14 protein-coding genes are annotated in these 16,301 nt (G+C 40.1%); 10 read left to right on the forward strand and 4 right to left on the reverse strand.

Annotated elements, in window-relative coordinates; genetic code table 11:
* On the forward strand, positions 1–780 hold the full coding sequence (locus tag HNQ41_RS07840; RefSeq protein WP_184663862.1) for an energy-coupling factor transporter transmembrane component T family protein: 780 nt from the start codon (positions 1–3) through the stop codon (positions 778–780).
* A 455-nt stretch (positions 781–1,235) separates the two neighbouring features.
* Here HNQ41_RS07840 and HNQ41_RS07845 read toward each other — a convergent pair whose 3' ends face one another.
* Positions 1,236–2,135 carry a glycine betaine ABC transporter substrate-binding protein gene (locus tag HNQ41_RS07845; RefSeq protein ID WP_184663863.1) on the reverse strand — a complete coding sequence of 300 codons (900 nt, stop codon included), beginning with the start codon at positions 2,133–2,135 and terminating at the stop codon, positions 1,236–1,238.
* 121 nt (positions 2,136–2,256) lie between these two features.
* The gene (gene cudC, locus HNQ41_RS07850; protein ID WP_184663864.1) at positions 2,257–2,844 is read right to left on the reverse strand and encodes a choline uptake/conversion transcriptional regulator CudC; all 588 of its coding nucleotides are present in this window, start codon (positions 2,842–2,844) and stop codon (positions 2,257–2,259) included.
* Between the two features lie 295 nt (positions 2,845–3,139).
* Between cudC and betB the strand changes: the two genes are divergently transcribed.
* Positions 3,140–4,615, forward strand: a complete 1,476-nt coding sequence (gene betB / locus HNQ41_RS07855; protein ID WP_184663865.1) for a betaine-aldehyde dehydrogenase — start codon at positions 3,140–3,142, stop codon at positions 4,613–4,615.
* 155 nt (positions 4,616–4,770) lie between these two features.
* Positions 4,771–5,979 carry a choline dehydrogenase gene (gbsB, locus tag HNQ41_RS07860; RefSeq protein WP_184663866.1) on the forward strand — a complete coding sequence of 403 codons (1,209 nt, stop codon included), beginning with the start codon at positions 4,771–4,773 and terminating at the stop codon, positions 5,977–5,979.
* A gap of 146 nt (positions 5,980–6,125) precedes the next feature.
* Here the strand turns inward: gbsB and HNQ41_RS07865 are convergent, their stop codons facing one another.
* Positions 6,126–6,455, reverse strand: coding sequence for a hypothetical protein (locus tag HNQ41_RS07865; RefSeq protein ID WP_184663867.1), 330 nt, complete (start codon positions 6,453–6,455; stop codon positions 6,126–6,128).
* A gap of 52 nt (positions 6,456–6,507) precedes the next feature.
* On the reverse strand, positions 6,508–6,966 hold the full coding sequence (locus HNQ41_RS07870; protein ID WP_184663868.1) for a single-stranded DNA-binding protein: 459 nt from the start codon (positions 6,964–6,966) through the stop codon (positions 6,508–6,510).
* 959 nt (positions 6,967–7,925) lie between these two features.
* Here HNQ41_RS07870 and hpf point away from each other — a divergent pair.
* The 7 genes from hpf (at position 7,926) to ftsX (ending at position 16,295) form a co-directional block, all read left to right on the forward strand.
* A complete protein-coding gene (hpf, locus tag HNQ41_RS07875; RefSeq protein ID WP_184663869.1) occupies positions 7,926–8,489 on the forward strand; it encodes a ribosome hibernation-promoting factor, HPF/YfiA family in 564 nt (187 codons plus the stop codon).
* Positions 8,490–8,809: 320 nt separating this feature from the next.
* Positions 8,810–11,350 carry a preprotein translocase subunit SecA gene (secA, locus tag HNQ41_RS07880; RefSeq protein ID WP_184663870.1) on the forward strand — a complete coding sequence of 847 codons (2,541 nt, stop codon included), beginning with the start codon at positions 8,810–8,812 and terminating at the stop codon, positions 11,348–11,350.
* 12 nt (positions 11,351–11,362) lie between these two features.
* Positions 11,363–12,467 (forward strand): peptide chain release factor 2 gene (gene prfB / locus HNQ41_RS07885; protein ID WP_184663871.1). Its coding sequence is split into 2 segments (ribosomal slippage): positions 11,363–11,434 and positions 11,436–12,467, totalling 1,104 coding nucleotides; the frame shifts between segments, so codons are not numbered across the junction.
* Between the two features lie 295 nt (positions 12,468–12,762).
* Entirely contained in the window at positions 12,763–13,644 is an 882-nt protein-coding gene (locus HNQ41_RS07890; protein ID WP_425506976.1) for a YitT family protein, read from the forward strand.
* Positions 13,645–13,711: 67 nt separating this feature from the next.
* On the forward strand, positions 13,712–14,053 hold the full coding sequence (locus HNQ41_RS07895; protein ID WP_184663872.1) for a c-type cytochrome: 342 nt from the start codon (positions 13,712–13,714) through the stop codon (positions 14,051–14,053).
* 672 nt (positions 14,054–14,725) lie between these two features.
* Positions 14,726–15,412, forward strand: coding sequence for a cell division ATP-binding protein FtsE (gene ftsE, locus HNQ41_RS07900; RefSeq protein WP_184663873.1), 687 nt, complete (start codon positions 14,726–14,728; stop codon positions 15,410–15,412).
* A complete protein-coding gene (ftsX, locus tag HNQ41_RS07905; protein WP_184663874.1) occupies positions 15,402–16,295 on the forward strand; it encodes a permease-like cell division protein FtsX in 894 nt (297 codons plus the stop codon). Before ftsE ends, ftsX begins: the two co-directional genes overlap by 11 nt.
* The last annotated feature ends 6 nt before the right edge of the window (positions 16,296–16,301 follow it).

Here is a 16,301-nt window from a genome sequence, read left to right on the forward strand (position 1 = left end):
ATGTTAGATGAATACCAAAGAAAACAACGATTTTTACAACAAGTCAATCCGACATTGAAATTAATCAGTATACTCCTAGTGATTGTTTTTATGATCATGGTGTTTGACCCTTGGACACCGCTTGTATTATTGCTGATCACTTTAAGTGTTCTTTCGGTGTTTGGTGGTGTATCGGTTCGCTTTTTAATGTTGGTCTTGCTGCCGTTTAGTTTATTTGCTTTTAGTTTTGTTTGGATCAATGTCGTGTTTCCTGATGAAAGAGGGGAGACGGTGTTATTTTCAATCGCTGGACTCCCGGTTGCTAAAGAGAATTTATTAACGGGCATCTCGTTAGGTCTTCGCTCACTCGTGTTTGCTTCTTGGTCTTTGTTGTTTATTTTAACGACAGAACCTTCGAAATTGATGTTGAGTTTAATTCAAAATTGCAAGCTACCACCGCGCTTTGGATACGGGATGATGGCGGCTTATCGATTTCTACCGCTGTTTCGAAAAGAACTCCAACAGATCCGCGCCGCTCATCGTATTCGTGGGCTAGGTGAACCGCGTAGCTTGAAAGAAAAACTGCGGCAAACGAAGCGCTACATGATTCCATTGATGGCGAGTGCAATTCGAAAGTCTGAACGGGTTGCAGTTGCGATGGAATCAAAAGGGTTTGATGGAAGTAGGGAACGTAGTTTTTATCGTGTTGTCCCATGGACGAAGTTCGATCTTATTTTTTCGGTGGGTTTTTTGACTCTTCTCGGAACGCTTCTGTTTGTGAGGAACCATCTTTTGGTTTGAGCGTGAGATAAAGGTTAGACACTTTCAGGGAGGTTTGTGTCACAACTTTTTTGAAGTATTTTTATCCATTTTAAAGGGAAATAATGATCATATTCTTCCTATGTTTCCTGGTAAGGATTTATGTGAAAGTTCGTTATCTATTCCTATTTCAAACAGTGTTTAAAGTTGCTAGTGGCGCGTTCAAAATGTAGGTAAAGTTCAATTAAGGTACTATGCATAATGTGAAAAACATGGTAATATATTAAGTACATTCGAGTTATCGATTGTTATTCGGTAAGCTATTCTCCTTTTAGTTGTACGGTGCAGTCCTGCGGAGATTTAAGAAAGAGTCGAGAACACTTTCAAAAAAGTGTCCTCGGCTCTTTTTTGTGAGTTTTAACAAAAACATAGAGGTGAAAAAACGGCTAGCCTATTTTTATAATGAGCTAGCCGTTTTTATTTACGTTTAACCCTAGTTATTCGTCGATATCTAACCATTCGTCGACTTGGTCACGGTTTTCATCAATCCATTTTTGTGCAGCTTCGTCTGGTTCCATTTCATTTTCCGCAATATCGAGCATGACTTCATTCATATCCTCTGGCTCCCAATAAAATTGATCGAGGATTTGGTAAGCATGTGGATGATCTTCTTTAAGTCCTTCACGAACGATTGTACGGATCTCTTCTTCTTCTTCATAAATACCTAGTGGGTCATCTAAGAATTCGATATCATACGTATTAAATTTCCAATGAGGCTGCCAACCAGTAACAACGACAGGTTCTTCATTTTCAATCGCTGTATCTAAGTATGCTGTCATCGCAGCGTCAGAACTCGTCGTAACACTGATATCGAGGTTGTATTCTTCAACTACCTCTTCTGTTGACAACATAATCCCTGCTCCGGCATCGATGCCAGTAATTTCACCGACGACATCCGGTGTCAAGTCTTCGATACTATCGATGTTCATATAATTAGGAGCGGCTAATCCTGTTCGGTTCCCTTCTAAGTTCGCGCCGAGGTCAACGACGTCATCTCCGTACTCTTCATATTCTGCTTCCATATCGGAAGGTAACCACGCGCCGACGAATCCGTCAGCTCCTCCGCTTGCTACACTTGCCCACATCGGTGCTTGTTCAACAACGGTTAAAGTCACGTCATATCCTGCTTCTGCTAACACTTTTCCAATAACATTTGTTGAAGCCAGTTCAGATTCCCAAGCGACATATGTAAGCTCAATTTCTGCTCCATTTGGCTCATAAATCTCTGATGCATCAGCTTCACTTGAGGTATCCTCCTCACCACCACAAGCTGTTAGTAGTAATGCAGTTATTGATAAAGGAAGCAACGCCTTTTTTCCATAATGACGATATAACATCATCATCCTCCTCATTCCATGTGATTTAAATCTGAATGTTGACAATATTCCAAATATTACACTTTGCACACGCCACCCTTATATGTTAACCAAGGGGGACGTTTGCTTTCGACGTAAAGGTTTACGTATCGCCTTCATTCATTTCTTTTTCTTCTTTTGTTGGTGGATGGAAAGGGATCATTTCAAAAATTTCTCCACTTTTAACCATAGCAGCTAATCGTTGTAACCAATAGTAATATGGTTTGGAATCTTCAAGAACTTGATAGACCTCTTCGGCATCTTCTTTAAGGTGCGAAGAGATAGATTCCGATGCGATAACCTCAGACAATTGTTCTTGTGCATGACGGATCGCTTCTAAATTTAAATTGACTTCCCGTTCCCATTTATCACTAAAGAAGTTCGAGAAAAAACGGAAGAAATCACGTTCGGCGATGTACGTATGTTTACGCTGTCCTCGTCGGAACGTTTTTTTGACGACGTTGAAATCTTGTAACTTTTTTACCCCAGTGCTCATACTCGGTTTACTCATACCGAGTTTATCGCGCATTTCATCTAACGTCATGTCGCCTTCAAAGTACATTGTTCCATACAGCGTACCAGCACTTCTTGTCACACCGTACAGATCCATTGTTTCTGCTAAAGAATCAACAACTAAGTCTTTAGCATTCTCTATTGAACCTTTAGCGTCTTCGTCTCGAAATTCGGCCAATCATCAGACCTCCTTTCGTATTAAGTTTGTTAAAAATTTTGTTTACGTTGTTCATGTTACTAATAAATCTCCATTTGTAAAGTGTAAAAAATTTTTACAAGCTTGTCCAACCCTTGTCATATCAATATTGAAAAGTTTATACAAAAAATTTTAAACGGATTAAATATTTACAAAATAAAAAACGGATGCTAAATTTAAACTTGTTAAAAACGTTAAATTATTTCTTAACAAAATTAACAAAACATAAAAACGAGCTTTTCGTTTTCATTGTTTCATCTTATAAGGAGGGGAACATATGGTACGACATCAACAAATGTACATTAACGGGGAATGGGTTGACGCACAATCAAAAGAAACGAGAGAAATTATCAATCCATACAATAAAGAGGTTATTGCAACAGCAGCAGAAGGTAATGAAAAAGATGCGCAGGCGGCGATCGAAGCAGCGAGAAAAGCGTTCGACGAAGGTGAATGGCCAAACACACCTGCGACAGAGCGTGGGGCGATTGTCAGAAAGGTTGCTGAGTTCATTGAACGAGATCGAGAAGAATTAGCCCAACTAGAATCTTTGGATACTGGTAAAACAGTAGAAGAAAGTCGCGGAGACATGGATGATATTGCAGGTGTGTTCCGTTACTATGCGGAACTTGCAGATAAAGATGGTGGAGAAATCATTAGTTCTCCAATCCCGAATTCGATTAGTAAAGTCGTTCACGAACCAGTTGGTGTATGCGGACAAATTACACCTTGGAACTATCCATTATTACAAGCATCTTGGAAACTAGCACCGGCTCTTGCGACAGGAAACACATTAATTATTAAGTCGAGTGAAATTACACCACTAACTCACGTAAAAGTGTTCGAATTAATTGAAGAAGCAGGTGTACCTGCAGGGGTTGCGAACCTCGTACTTGGCGCAGGTAATACGGTAGGTGCAGAACTTTCGGAGAACACAGACGTTGATTTGATTTCCTTCACAGGTGGCATTGTTACTGGGAAGAAAATCATGCAAGCAGCAAGTGTTAATGTGAAGAAGTTAGCGCTTGAACTTGGTGGGAAAAACCCGAATGTTGTATTTGCGGATGCGGATTTCGAGACAGCTGTTGACCAAGCAATGAATGCTGTATTCTTCCATGCAGGTCAAATTTGTTCCGCAGGTACGCGCTTAATCATAGAAGAAAGTATTCACGACAAGTTCATTGATGAATTAGTCAGTCGTGTGAAAAACATTAAGCTTGGTAGCGGGTTTGATGAAAGCACGCAAATGGGACCACTCATTTCTCAAGAACATTTAGATAAAGTAATGAATTATGTAGAAGCAGGCAAAAAAGAAGGCGTAACTGTTGCTGTAGGTGGCAAACGTCCAGAAGATCCAGAACTTCAAAATGGTTTCTTTTATGAACCAACAATCCTTACAAACTGTACAACGGACATGACAGTCGTCCAAGATGAAGGGTTCGGTCCAGTCATTACAGTAGAGAAGTTTTCTACTGAAGAAGAAGCTGTTCAACTCGCAAATGACTCAATTTATGGACTAGCTGGTGGCGTATGGACAAATGATATCGCCAAAGCCGAACGTTGTTCAGCAAAAATGCGCATGGGAACAGTATGGATCAATGAATTTAACCTATACTTCCCACACGCACCTTGGGGTGGATTCAAGCAGTCTGGTATCGGGCGTGAGCTTGGCCGCTTAGGGATTGAAGAATATACAGAAACAAAACATATTTTCCAAAACTTAAGCCCGGAACCAGTCGGTTGGTTTGGTTAAAATAGATTCATAGATTTAAACGAACATATTATCGTTTGTTCATCCTTCGTGTCCTGCAGGCGAATCATTATTGGTATTGATCAGCCTGCAAGGACATGAGTTGAAAATAAATATACTATAAAAATCATGTAAATAATGAAATGGAGGAATTATAAATGGCTATGAATATGAAAGTAGAATCAATGTTAGGGTACCACACATTTGAGGTGCCAACTGCAATTAAACATGGTATTGGTGCGATCAAACATTTAGGTGATGAAATTAAAGCACTAGGTTCAAATAAAGTATTGCTTGTTACAGACCCAGGGATCTACAATGCAGGGGTAACAAAGCCAGTTGAAGATAGTTTGAAGGAAGCAGGCGTTGAAGTTGTCGTGTTTAACAAAGTTGAACCAAACCCTCCTGTACGTTTAATCGGTGAAGGTTCCAAAGTATTTGAAGAAGAAGGATGTAACGGACTTGTTGCTGTAGGTGGCGGAAGCTCCATGGATACAGCGAAAGCGATTGGTGTAGAAGTAACACATGAAGGAACTGTTCTTGATTATGAAGCAGCAGAAGGAAAAAAACCGCTTGAAAACCGTGTTCCGCCACTTGCAACAATTCCTACAACAGCTGGAACTGGTTCAGAAGTAACGCAGTGGGCTGTAATCACAGACGAAGAGCGTCAATTTAAGTTCAACACTGGTGGACCACTTATCGCTGCACATTTAACAATCATCGACCCTGAACTTCACGTGAGCATGCCTCCGCATGTTACAGCAATGACGGGTATAGACGCGATTGCTCACGCTGTTGAATGTTACACAATGAAGTTCGCTCAACCTGTAACAGACGCGGTAGCTCTACTAGCACTTGAATATGCAGCAACATATATTCGCCGTGCATATGCAGATGGAACGGACTTAGAAGCACGTTACGGAATGGCACAATCGGCGATGCTCGCTGGTCTTTCCTACGGAAGTGAGTCAGCTGGTGCTGCACACGCGATGAGTCAAACACTTGGTGGAATTATCCCAGTTGCACACGGACAATGTGTAGCTGCAATGATGGGACCAGTTATGGAGTACAACTGGAAAGGGGCACCTGAGCGTTTTGCACGCGTTGCAAAAGCATTCGGTATCGACACGTCTAACATGACGACTGAAGAAGCAGCAAAAGCTTCTGTTCGTTGGATGTATGACTTGGCTGAAGACCTTGATATTCCTACACTACAAGAGCAAGGTGTATCCGAGGATATGGTAGAACGTCTATCTAAAGAAGCAATGGGAGATCCGCAAACAGAAGGGAACCCACGTGACCTTAACGTGAGTGACTATGAGTGGATTTACAAGCGCACGTTCAACCTTGTTCCACGAACTGTTTAATAAAAACATGCCTTAAGTGAAAGTGAAATCCCCCTTTATTAAATAAATATATACGATGATCTTTATTTCATCTCCTGCAGAAGAGTTGGCTTAATGGAAGGCGCCTATGAGTGTCTTTCATGTAAGTCAACTTTTTTTGTGAGGTGTTATCTTAAAGGCGCGGCGGGAATCTTCCCTTCTAATTTTCGGTTTATAAAAATAGGGTCTATTGTTATATTTGCACATTCATCATCTTGATTCGTCGTTTTAGCAATCAATGTTTGTAGTAATACTTCATCGGCATTAATATTTTCGACGTGTTTATCAGCGAGGGTCAACTTTAAATCGTCGAGGGAACGAGCTAAAGTTTGACTATCTGCTTTGTTTTTCTCGATTTCTTCGATAAGTGTATCCAAATCAGTCGTTTTGACCATCATTTTTTCAATATTTGCGAGTTTATGAACGATCACTTTCAACAAATCTATTTCAGATATCATTTTTATGACCTCCATTTTGGAATAAGTGAATTTGATAAGGTGAAGTTAGTCATTATGAAGGATGATGGTTCGTTGGTGAAGGTAAGTTTGGTGGTGGCTGAGGATGATCTTGCTCCATATTATCACCGGGACGATCCCGTTCTGAAAATGGAAACGAGTCATTTGAGGAAGATTCGTGTTTTTTGTTTGCAGGTTGCGTTTGGATAAATTGGACGCTTTCCGCAATAATTTCTGTGACGTACACTCGCCGTTGTTCACTATTTTCATAACTGCGACTTTGGATACGACCGTTAACAGCGATGAGGGATCCTTGCTCACAATATTGTGATGTATTTTCTGCAGTTTTCCTCCAAGCTGTGCATGGAATAAAGTCTGTTGCGTATTCTCCGTTTTGGTTTCGAAATGATCGCTTCACAGCAAGAGAAAAACGAGTAAGGGGGATGCCACTTTTGGTATAGTACATATCGGGATCGCGGACGAGTCTTCCAATCAATGTGATCTGATTCACCATGGTAATCGCTCCTTTAAATATAGTAGAAAACGTATCATGCATGAGAAAAGAAGGTTATCAAAAATACAAAGCATCCCCCCTTATAAGAATGATATTTTGCTTGAACATTTAAAAAGAAATTATGGAAGTCTGGATGGAAGGTAAGTACATTCGTGAAGAAGAAAGAATCATGGTCGCTTTGAATATCGTTTTATATTGATTATTCGCAGCATCAACTCGTCTCGCATAAACGATCTCTATTAGGGGTGAAATGAAGAAGTGTCAAGTTGGGCGGGACGTACAAAGATATGTAAATTAGGAGTGACCCAGAGGGTTTCTGAAAAATATCACACCTTGTGTTGTCACTACGAGCGCTTTAAAAAAGGATGAGCATGAAGAAGTAGAGGTGTGTAGGTTCTTAACTTGCTCAACAATTCACAAAACATCGCTAACTTATTATCTTTATGTGCAAGTGGTTCTCTATATTGCACAACCTCTAGAAGATAGAGGTTGTGCAATAAGTTACCCATCTTGACGAAGAAAATTATGTCAAAATGGCACAACAACAAAGGGGACTTTAATCTTTAATATAGAAGAAAAAGTTCCTAGCCAACCTTTGTTGTATGGAAGTTAAGTAAGATTCCTGAAGTTTAATCTTGAAGCTTAACTTTGATTTTATGTCAAGGAATATAAGAATTCAAGGATAATTTTCTATTTCATATTTTATACAAAAAATGTTCAACCTTTATTCACAAGTTTTAGATGTTTTCTTTCTATTAAATCTGGGAATAATAGAATTAAAGTGAAAGGGGGAATAAAAAATTACCTTTGCTATTACGTTCACTCGTCGATGTAATACGTTCATTTTTAGGTGAATTTCGACAGATTCGAACGTTTTTTTTATTTTTTTTCAATTCTAGAAGGAATACTCATTGTCAGTGGAGAATATGTCTTACATAACCGAAAGGAGGAGTTTGCTCATGAACTATAACATTCGTGGTGAAAACATTGAAATAACTCCAGCACTAAGAGACTTTGTAGAAAAAAAGGTCGGGAAATTGGAAAGGTACTTTGATTCTACCCCTTCATCCGACGTTCACGTCAACATGTTTGTAACGCCGAAGGAACATAAGGTTGAAGTGACAATACCGATGCCTAAATTACTCCTTCGAGCAGAAGAAAGTCATTCGGATATGTATGCTGCGATTGACCTTGTTATTGAAAAACTAGAGCGTCAAATCCGTAAACATAAAACGAAAGTAAATAAAAAGTTCCGTCAACAAGATAGTGTCAAATATATGTTCCGAAATGATTTGGAGCCGGTCTTACAAAACGGTGACACAGCAATAGAAGAGTCTGAAGATGAGATTGATATTGTCCGCACAAAGCGTTTTGATTTAAAGCCGATGGATGCGGAAGAAGCTGTCCTGCAAATGGATTTGCTTGGTCATAACTTCTTTGTATTTTCAAATGCTGTAAATGGTGAGACAAATGTTGTATATCGTCGAAATGATGGGAAATATGGCCTTATAGAGCCAGAGTAAGAATTCGAAATAAATACTGAGGGGTTTGGGGTTTCCGTCAGGTTTAGAGCGAATAAATTAAAGAAGTAGTTGAAAAAAGTCGGACCTTTGTCCGGCTTTTTTTCAGCTTGGAAGGGTAAGCGCTGTTTGATTTTTTTAGTTGCCTATTTGCGCTTCCACCGCTTCCTTGTAAGGGACATAGGAAACTGATAAAATAAAGATTAAATGTCTATTCTGTATATGTTGTATCATATGTTTTCTGCTTAAAAAGCAGATAAAACGTCGTTTACATATAATAAAAAATATTTTTGAAACAAGAAACTGAAAAGGGAGCCATGTCCATGAAAGGGTTATTGAAAAAAGTCATTGGTGATCCAGACCAACGGCTGTTAAAAAAACTTCAAAAAAAAGTTGATGAAATTGAACAACTCGGCGAAGACATGAAAAAGTTAGCAGACTCGGACTTCCAGAAAAAAACGGAAGCGTTTAAAGAGCGTTATGAAAATGGGGAAAAGCTAGATGATTTGCTTCCTGAAGCCTTTGCGGTCGTTCGTGAAGCTTCCACTCGTGTACTAGGGTTACGCCACTTTCCGGTCCAACTTTTAGGTGGAATCATCTTGCACGACGGGGATATTGCTGAAATGAAAACCGGGGAAGGAAAAACGCTTGTTGCTACGCTTGCTGTTTATTTAAATGGTCTAACAGGAAAAGGAGTCCACGTAGTCACAGTTAACGAATACTTAGCACGACGTGACTCTGAAGACATGGGTAAACTGTATAATTTCCTTGGTTTATCCGTTGGTTTGAATGTCAGTGGTATGTCTAAAGAGGAAAAGCGTGAAGCTTATCTTGCCGATGTTACTTATGGAACGAACAATGAGTTTGGCTTCGATTTCCTTCGTGATAATATGGTGACCTATAATGAACAACGAGTACAACGGAAATTGCATTATGCGATCGTCGACGAAGTAGATTCAATTTTTGTTGATGAAGCAAGGACGCCACTGATTATTTCCGGGTCAGCAAATCGTTCTACGCAACTATATACTGCTGCCAATTCTTTCGTCAAAATGTTAAAAGTAGAGGAAGATTATACGTACGACGAAAAAACAAAAAATGTACAAATTACAGATGCAGGTGTTGGTAAAGCGGAGAGAACGTTTAATATTGATAACTTGTTTGATCAGCAACATGTACAATTAAATCATCACATTAACCAAGCTTTGAAAGCACATGTCGCGATGCACCGTGATGACGATTATGTCGTACAAGATGGTGAAGTCGTTATCGTTGACCAATTTACAGGGCGTTTGATGAAAGGTCGCCGTTATAGCGATGGTCTCCATCAAGCGATTGAGGCTAAAGAAGGCTTGGATATTAAGCGTGAGAGTATGACGCTTGCATCGATCACTTTCCAAAACTACTTCCGTATGTATGAAAAACTCGCTGGGATGACGGGGACGGCAAAGACGGAAGAAGAAGAGTTTCGCAATATTTATGCAATGAATGTTGTTAGTGTGCCAACGAATAAGCCGATCATTCGAGAAGATAAACCAGACATGATTTATAAAACAAGTGAAGCAAAGTTTCGTGCGATTATTCAACGTATTGAGGAACTTTATCAAAAAGGACAACCTGTTCTCGTTGGTACCGCAGGTGTAGATACATCTGAACTTGTTTCCAAGATGCTGACAAAAAAGAAGATTACCCACAATGTCCTTAATGCAAAAAACCATGAAAAAGAAGCAGAGATCATTGGAAATGCAGGTCAAAAGCATGCAGTCACGATTGCAACGAACATGGCCGGGCGTGGGACAGATATTAAACTTGGAGCAGGTGTTATTGAACTAGGTGGCCTTTATGTTTTAGGAACTGAGCGTCATGAAAGTCGTCGAATTGATAACCAGCTTCGTGGTCGTTCAGGTCGTCAAGGGGACCCAGGTGAATCGCAATTTTACCTTTCCCTAGAAGATGAGCTCATGCGTCGTTTTGGCTCTGAAAACATGAGTAATATGATGGAAAAACTCGGAATGGATGAAGACCAACCGATTCAAAGTAAAATTGTTTCGCGTGCGGTTGAACAAGCACAAAAACGTGTAGAAGGTAACAACTTTGACGCGCGTAAGCAATTATTACAATATGATGACGTTATGCGTGAACAACGTGACGTTATTTACGATCAACGAAATGCAGTTCTGGAAACAGAGAACCTTCGATCAATCGTTGAGCAGATGATTCACTCAATGATTGAACGCAATGTCCAAGCTTATACACCTGAAGAAGAAGTACCAGAAGATTGGAATTGGCAAGGGATCATTGACCATATGAATGCAACGGTCCTTGATGAAGGTGACTTAACCGTCAATGATATTTATGGTCAAGAGCCTGAAGAAATTGTTGAACAGATCACGGATCTTGTGAAGAAGAAATACGATGAACGCGAAGAAGCGTTTACGCCAGAGATGATGCGTGAGTTTGAAAAAGTCGTTCTACTTCGGGTGGTCGACACGAAATGGACGAATCACATTGATCAAATGGATCAATTAAGACAAGGTATTCACCTTCGTGCCTATGGCCAAAATGACCCACTCCGTGAGTATAAGTTCGAAGGCTTTGAGATGTTTGAAGAAATGATTGCGTCTATTGAAGAGGACGTATCAAAATACATGATGAAAGCACAAATCCAACAAAATTTACAGCGTGAACAAGTCGCTGAAGGGGAAGCTGTTCACAACAGTGTGACCGAAGAAAAGCAAAAAAGCCAAAAAGAACAAGAAAGAGCAAAAAAGAAAACACCGTACGTGAAAGAAGAAACGATCGGCCGCAATGATGAATGCCCATGCGGTTCAGGGAAAAAATACAAGCAGTGTCACGGACGGTAAGAGGTGATGAACATGGATATGACGGAAATGAAGCAGGAATTAGATACTATGGCTAAGCGATTAGCGGATTTTAGGGGGTCTCTTTGACCTCGAAACGAAGGAACAACGAGTCGCGGAATTAGAAGAGCGAATGACGGAGCCTGGTTTTTGGGATAAACAAAGCGAAGCGAAAAAAGTAATCGATGAATCAAATCATTTAAAGGGACAAACAGAGGTGTTTCGAAAATTAGAGGAAACATATAACAATCTCGAAGTATCCTACGAACTCGTCCAAGAAGAGCCCGATGAAGAATTAATCGCTGATTTGCAAGCAGGTCTTAAGGAGCTAGCTTCAAACATCAATGATTTCGAACTGCAAATGTTGTTAAGTGAGCCGTATGACAGTAACAGTGCGATTTTAGAATTGCACCCAGGTGCAGGGGGGACGGAGTCTCAGGACTGGGCTTCGATGCTCCTTAGAATGTATACACGCTGGTCGGAAAGTCGCGGTTTTAAAGTTGAAACGTTAGATTATTTGCCAGGTGATGAAGCTGGAGTAAAAAGCGTTACACTACTAATTCAAGGGCACAATGCTTATGGTTACTTGAAAGCAGAAAAAGGTGTCCATCGTCTTGTACGTATATCTCCGTTTGACTCGTCAGGTCGTAGACATACATCATTTGCATCTTGTGAAGTCACACCAGAACTTGAAGATGATGTCGAAGATGTTGAGATTCGTTCAGAGGACTTAAAGATTGATACGTATCGATCAAGTGGCGCAGGAGGTCAACATGTTAATACAACAGACTCCGCTGTACGTATGACGCACTTACCGACAAACACAGTCGTCACTTGTCAGTCTGAACGTTCCCAAATTAAAAACCGCGAAAAAGCGATGAAAATGCTGAAAGGGAAATTGATTCAGCAAAAAATTGAAGAACAACGAAAAGAAGCGGAAGAGATCCGTGGTGAACAGTCAGAAATTGGCTGGGGAAGTCAAATTCGTTCATATGTATTCCATCCATATAATATGGTAAAAGATCACCGCACAAATTATGAAACAGGAAACACACAAGCGGTAATGGATGGTGGGCTAACTCCGTTTATCGACGCTTATTTACGTTCGAAACTTTCTTAAAGTTTTTGATCATTTTCCCAGAAATAAGAGGCCATGCGCTAGAAGTTTAGCGCATGGCCTTATTTATTATGGGGGGTAAGCAAATCATATAGCGTTGATCTGCAAATACTATTTTAGAGATCAGCCTCTTTTTGTGTCGTCTACCCCTTTACTACGTTACTTCGATTGCGTTTACACTACTAGGGCGTGGTGATATACTACTTGAGGAAAATAGAGGGAAACACAACAATAATTCCAAACATAGGTCGACTTTCTCATAAGTGAAGTCGGTAGTTATTAGTGAGGTGCGATAGTCATGGTTTCAGCAAAAAAGCGACGCCGAGGGGAACAAAAAGAGTATTCACCACAAATGAGGGTACTTTTCGAATATGCACACGTATTTCTCGGTGCGGCGATCGTTGCGATATCATTTAATTTATTTTTACTCCCTAACCAAATTGCATCAGGTGGTGTTAGTGGGGTTTCAACCGTTGTGTATGCGGTGACGCAATTTGAACCGGCTTTTACACAATGGGCATTAAATATTCCACTTTTTATTGCGGGTGTTGTTTTGCTCGGAGGTTTAAAATATGGGGCGAAAACACTTGTCGGAACGCTCTTTTTACCGTATGTCGTTTTTCTAACGCGTAATTGGGAGCCAGCAACATCGGATCCACTTTTGGCAGCATTATTTGGCGGGATCGGTGTTGGCCTTGGCTTAGGTATTGTATTCAGGTCTAACTCTTCGACAGGTGGAACTGATTTAGCAGCGCAGGTTATTAATAAATATACAGGCGTCTCCCTCGGGGCATCTGTTTTTATGATGGACGGGCTTGTCGTTTTATCATCGGCAATCGTTTTTAATATTGAGTTTGCGCTATATGCATTAATTAGCCTTTACGTGACAGGGAAGACGATAGACATCGTACAAGTTGGTCTCGGCCGCTCCAAAATGGCGATGATTATTTCAGACCAACAAGAGCAAGTGAAAAAAGATATTCTTGAAAAAGTCGACCGGGGTGTGACAAAACTCGATGGCCACGGAGGTTACACAGACGATGAACGTCCTGTACTCTTGTGTGTTGTCAACCATAATGAAGTGTCAAGGTTAAAGCAAGTTGTTAAGGCAACTGACCCAGGAGCGTTTGTAATAGTCAGTGATACAAATGAAGTGCTCGGTGAGGGTTTCAAAACGTAAAAAATAGGTTATAATAAAGTGGACAAATAAATAGAAAATGATGACATTTTTGGGAGGAGGGTCTACAGTGAAAAAACTTCTTACTTTGATGTTAGGATCAGCACTTGTTTTAGCAGCGTGTGGTGGAGAAGAACCTGAGGATGATGTAGACACAGGTGACGACATGGAAGAGGCGACTGAAGAAGTCGAAGAGGTAGCATACGACGCTGGACGAGCTGAAGAGTTGTATGAACAGTCTTGCATAGGCTGTCATGGTGGTGACCTTGAAGGAACTTCTGGGCCACCAATCACTGGTTTATCAGAAGAAGAGGTATTAAATGCCATTGAAGAAGGTCCTGGGATAATGCAATCAAACATCCTTGAAGGGGAAGAAGCAGAACTTGTTTCCCAATGGGCAGCAGATCAATAATTTAACATATGAAAATGATGATAAACACCTTGAACAGTCGTCCTAACAGAAGGACGGCTTCTTTTATTTTGGCTATTTTCGTAACCTTTGTTGTTTTTTAATAAATTCGGCGGAGTGGGTGCAAGGTGTGATTCCAAGTTGCTAAATGGAGTCACGTCCAATGTTTCGGTCGCTGCGGACATTGATTCCGCTATTTAATTGAAAAGAGCTGTTTTTGAGTGTTTTAGGGACATGAGTTCCGCTATTTGCAAAAAAATGCCCTTTATTGCTTGCAGAAGAGATGATTAACGGAACATATGTCCGCGACTGCGAAACCTATGAACCACTGTAACGAACCCGAGTATTACCAAGTTTTTTAAAGACAGCAACAATCTTTTAGAAAACAGCCTTTATTTTTGTTAAGCATGATGGCATTCATTTAGAATTAATTTTCAAGTCAAATCTATTGAAATCAAAATGTAAAAAAAATCATCTTAAAATGTTGAATAATGATGATATAATGGATGAGGAATTAAAGATTTTGTTGTTTAACAGGATGTTATGACGCTTTGTCAAATGTAACGTTTATTTTTGTCAAAAACCGTTACATCTCATATATAAACTGATTGAGGACGGAACTATTGCATCAACTGAACAACATCGTGAATGACACAAATAGGAAGTGATGATCCATTGATAGAAATGCGTGACATTTGGAAAACGTATCCAAACGGAGTTATGGCAATAAATGGAATGAACCTATCAGTTGATAAAGGGGAATTCGTTTATGTTGTCGGGCCAAGCGGTGCTGGTAAATCAACATTTATAAAATTAATATACAGAGAGGAAAAGCCGACAAAAGGGAAAGTGTATGTGGACAAAAAAGATTTATCTAGTATGAAAGAAAAACATGTCCCATATTTACGACGAAGTATTGGGGTTGTTTTTCAAGACTTCAAGTTACTCCCATCCCTTTCTGTTTTTGAAAACGTATCCTTCGCTCTTGAAGTGATCGAAGAGGATACGGCTAAAATTCGTCAACGAGTGATGCGTACACTTGAAACTGTACAATTGAAAAATAAAGCACGCTTTAAACCTCACGAATTATCAGGTGGGGAACAACAACGAGTTGCGATTGCTCGTGCGATTGTGAACAACCCAAGTGTATTAATTGCCGATGAACCAACAGGGAACTTGGACCCTGAAACGTCGTGGGAGATTATGAATATTTTAGAAGAGGTCAACGCTCATGGAACGACGATTGTTATGGCGACACATAACCGTGAAATCGTTAATACGATGAGAAAACGTGTGATTGCTATTGATGGTGGTCGAATTGCCCGTGACGAAATAAGGGGGGACTACGGTTATGAAAGCTAGGACCCTGGCTCGCCATGTTAGAGAAGGTGCGAAGAACTTAGGTCGTAATGGGTTGATGACTTTTGCATCGATTAGTGCAGTTACTGTGATGCTTCTTGTGGTTGGGGCATTTTTGACGATCATTTTAAATATTAATTATTTTACGAATGAGTTAGAAAATGATGTAGAGGTGCGAGTATTCATAGATTTGCTCGCCTCTGAAGAAGAACAGGACGAGCTATATTCGAACATTGAATCTTTGAATACAGTCGATTCGGTTGATTTTGTTCCTAGAGATGAAGGTCTTGATGACTTAATCGAAAGTTTAGGCGAAGAGGGCGAAGTATTTGAGTCATTAAGAGAAGAAAATCCTCTCAATGATGTCTTTGTTGTACAAGCTAACGATCCACACCAAACGGAACAAGTCGCACAGCAAATTGAGTCCTTTGATCATGTCGAAATGCTCGACTACGGTCAAGATATTGTAGAGCAACTTTTTTCCTTTACCAACCTTACGAGGATTATAGGGATTGCCTTAATTGTTGGTTTGATGTTTACCGCAATGTTTCTGATTGCCAATACGATCAAGCTTACAATCATCGCTCGAAAAACAGAAATTCAAATTATGAAACTTGTCGGAGCAACGAATGGCTTTATTCGCTGGCCGTTCTTTATTGAGGGATTGTTACTAGGGGTTTTCGGTTCACTGATACCGATCGTTGCTTTAGTCTACGGATATGAACAAATCTATCAATATATCACCGTAAGCGTAGACTTATCGTTTATCGAAATGTTGCCTCCATACCCGCTTATATTACAAGTCTCGTTGATTATTATTTCCATTGGCGCTTTTGTAGGCGTATGGGGAAGTTTGATGAGCGTGCGCAAATTTTTGAAAGTATAGTCGTAG

This window comes from Texcoconibacillus texcoconensis (genome assembly GCF_014202575.1).
Classification (GTDB): domain Bacteria; phylum Bacillota; class Bacilli; order Bacillales; family Salisediminibacteriaceae; genus Texcoconibacillus; species Texcoconibacillus texcoconensis.

What these genes read in the sequence shown, in the direction of transcription:
- HNQ41_RS07890 (WP_425506976.1), top strand. Translation starts at nt 12,763, where the DNA reads ATGGTTTCAGCAAAAAAGCGACGCCGAGGGGAACAAAAAGAGTATTCA.
- HNQ41_RS07870 (WP_184663868.1), bottom strand. Translation starts at nt 6,966, where the DNA reads ATGGTGAATCAGATCACATTGATTGGAAGACTCGTCCGCGATCCCGAT.
- gbsB (WP_184663866.1), top strand. Translation starts at nt 4,771, where the DNA reads ATGGCTATGAATATGAAAGTAGAATCAATGTTAGGGTACCACACATTT.
- HNQ41_RS07865 (WP_184663867.1), bottom strand. Translation starts at nt 6,455, where the DNA reads ATGATATCTGAAATAGATTTGTTGAAAGTGATCGTTCATAAACTCGCA.
- secA (WP_184663870.1), top strand. Translation starts at nt 8,810, where the DNA reads ATGAAAGGGTTATTGAAAAAAGTCATTGGTGATCCAGACCAACGGCTG.
- HNQ41_RS07845 (WP_184663863.1), bottom strand. Translation starts at nt 2,135, where the DNA reads ATGTTATATCGTCATTATGGAAAAAAGGCGTTGCTTCCTTTATCAATA.
- hpf (WP_184663869.1), top strand. Translation starts at nt 7,926, where the DNA reads ATGAACTATAACATTCGTGGTGAAAACATTGAAATAACTCCAGCACTA.
- betB (WP_184663865.1), top strand. Translation starts at nt 3,140, where the DNA reads ATGGTACGACATCAACAAATGTACATTAACGGGGAATGGGTTGACGCA.
- ftsX (WP_184663874.1), top strand. Translation starts at nt 15,402, where the DNA reads ATGAAAGCTAGGACCCTGGCTCGCCATGTTAGAGAAGGTGCGAAGAAC.
- HNQ41_RS07840 (WP_184663862.1), top strand. Translation starts at nt 1, where the DNA reads ATGTTAGATGAATACCAAAGAAAACAACGATTTTTACAACAAGTCAAT.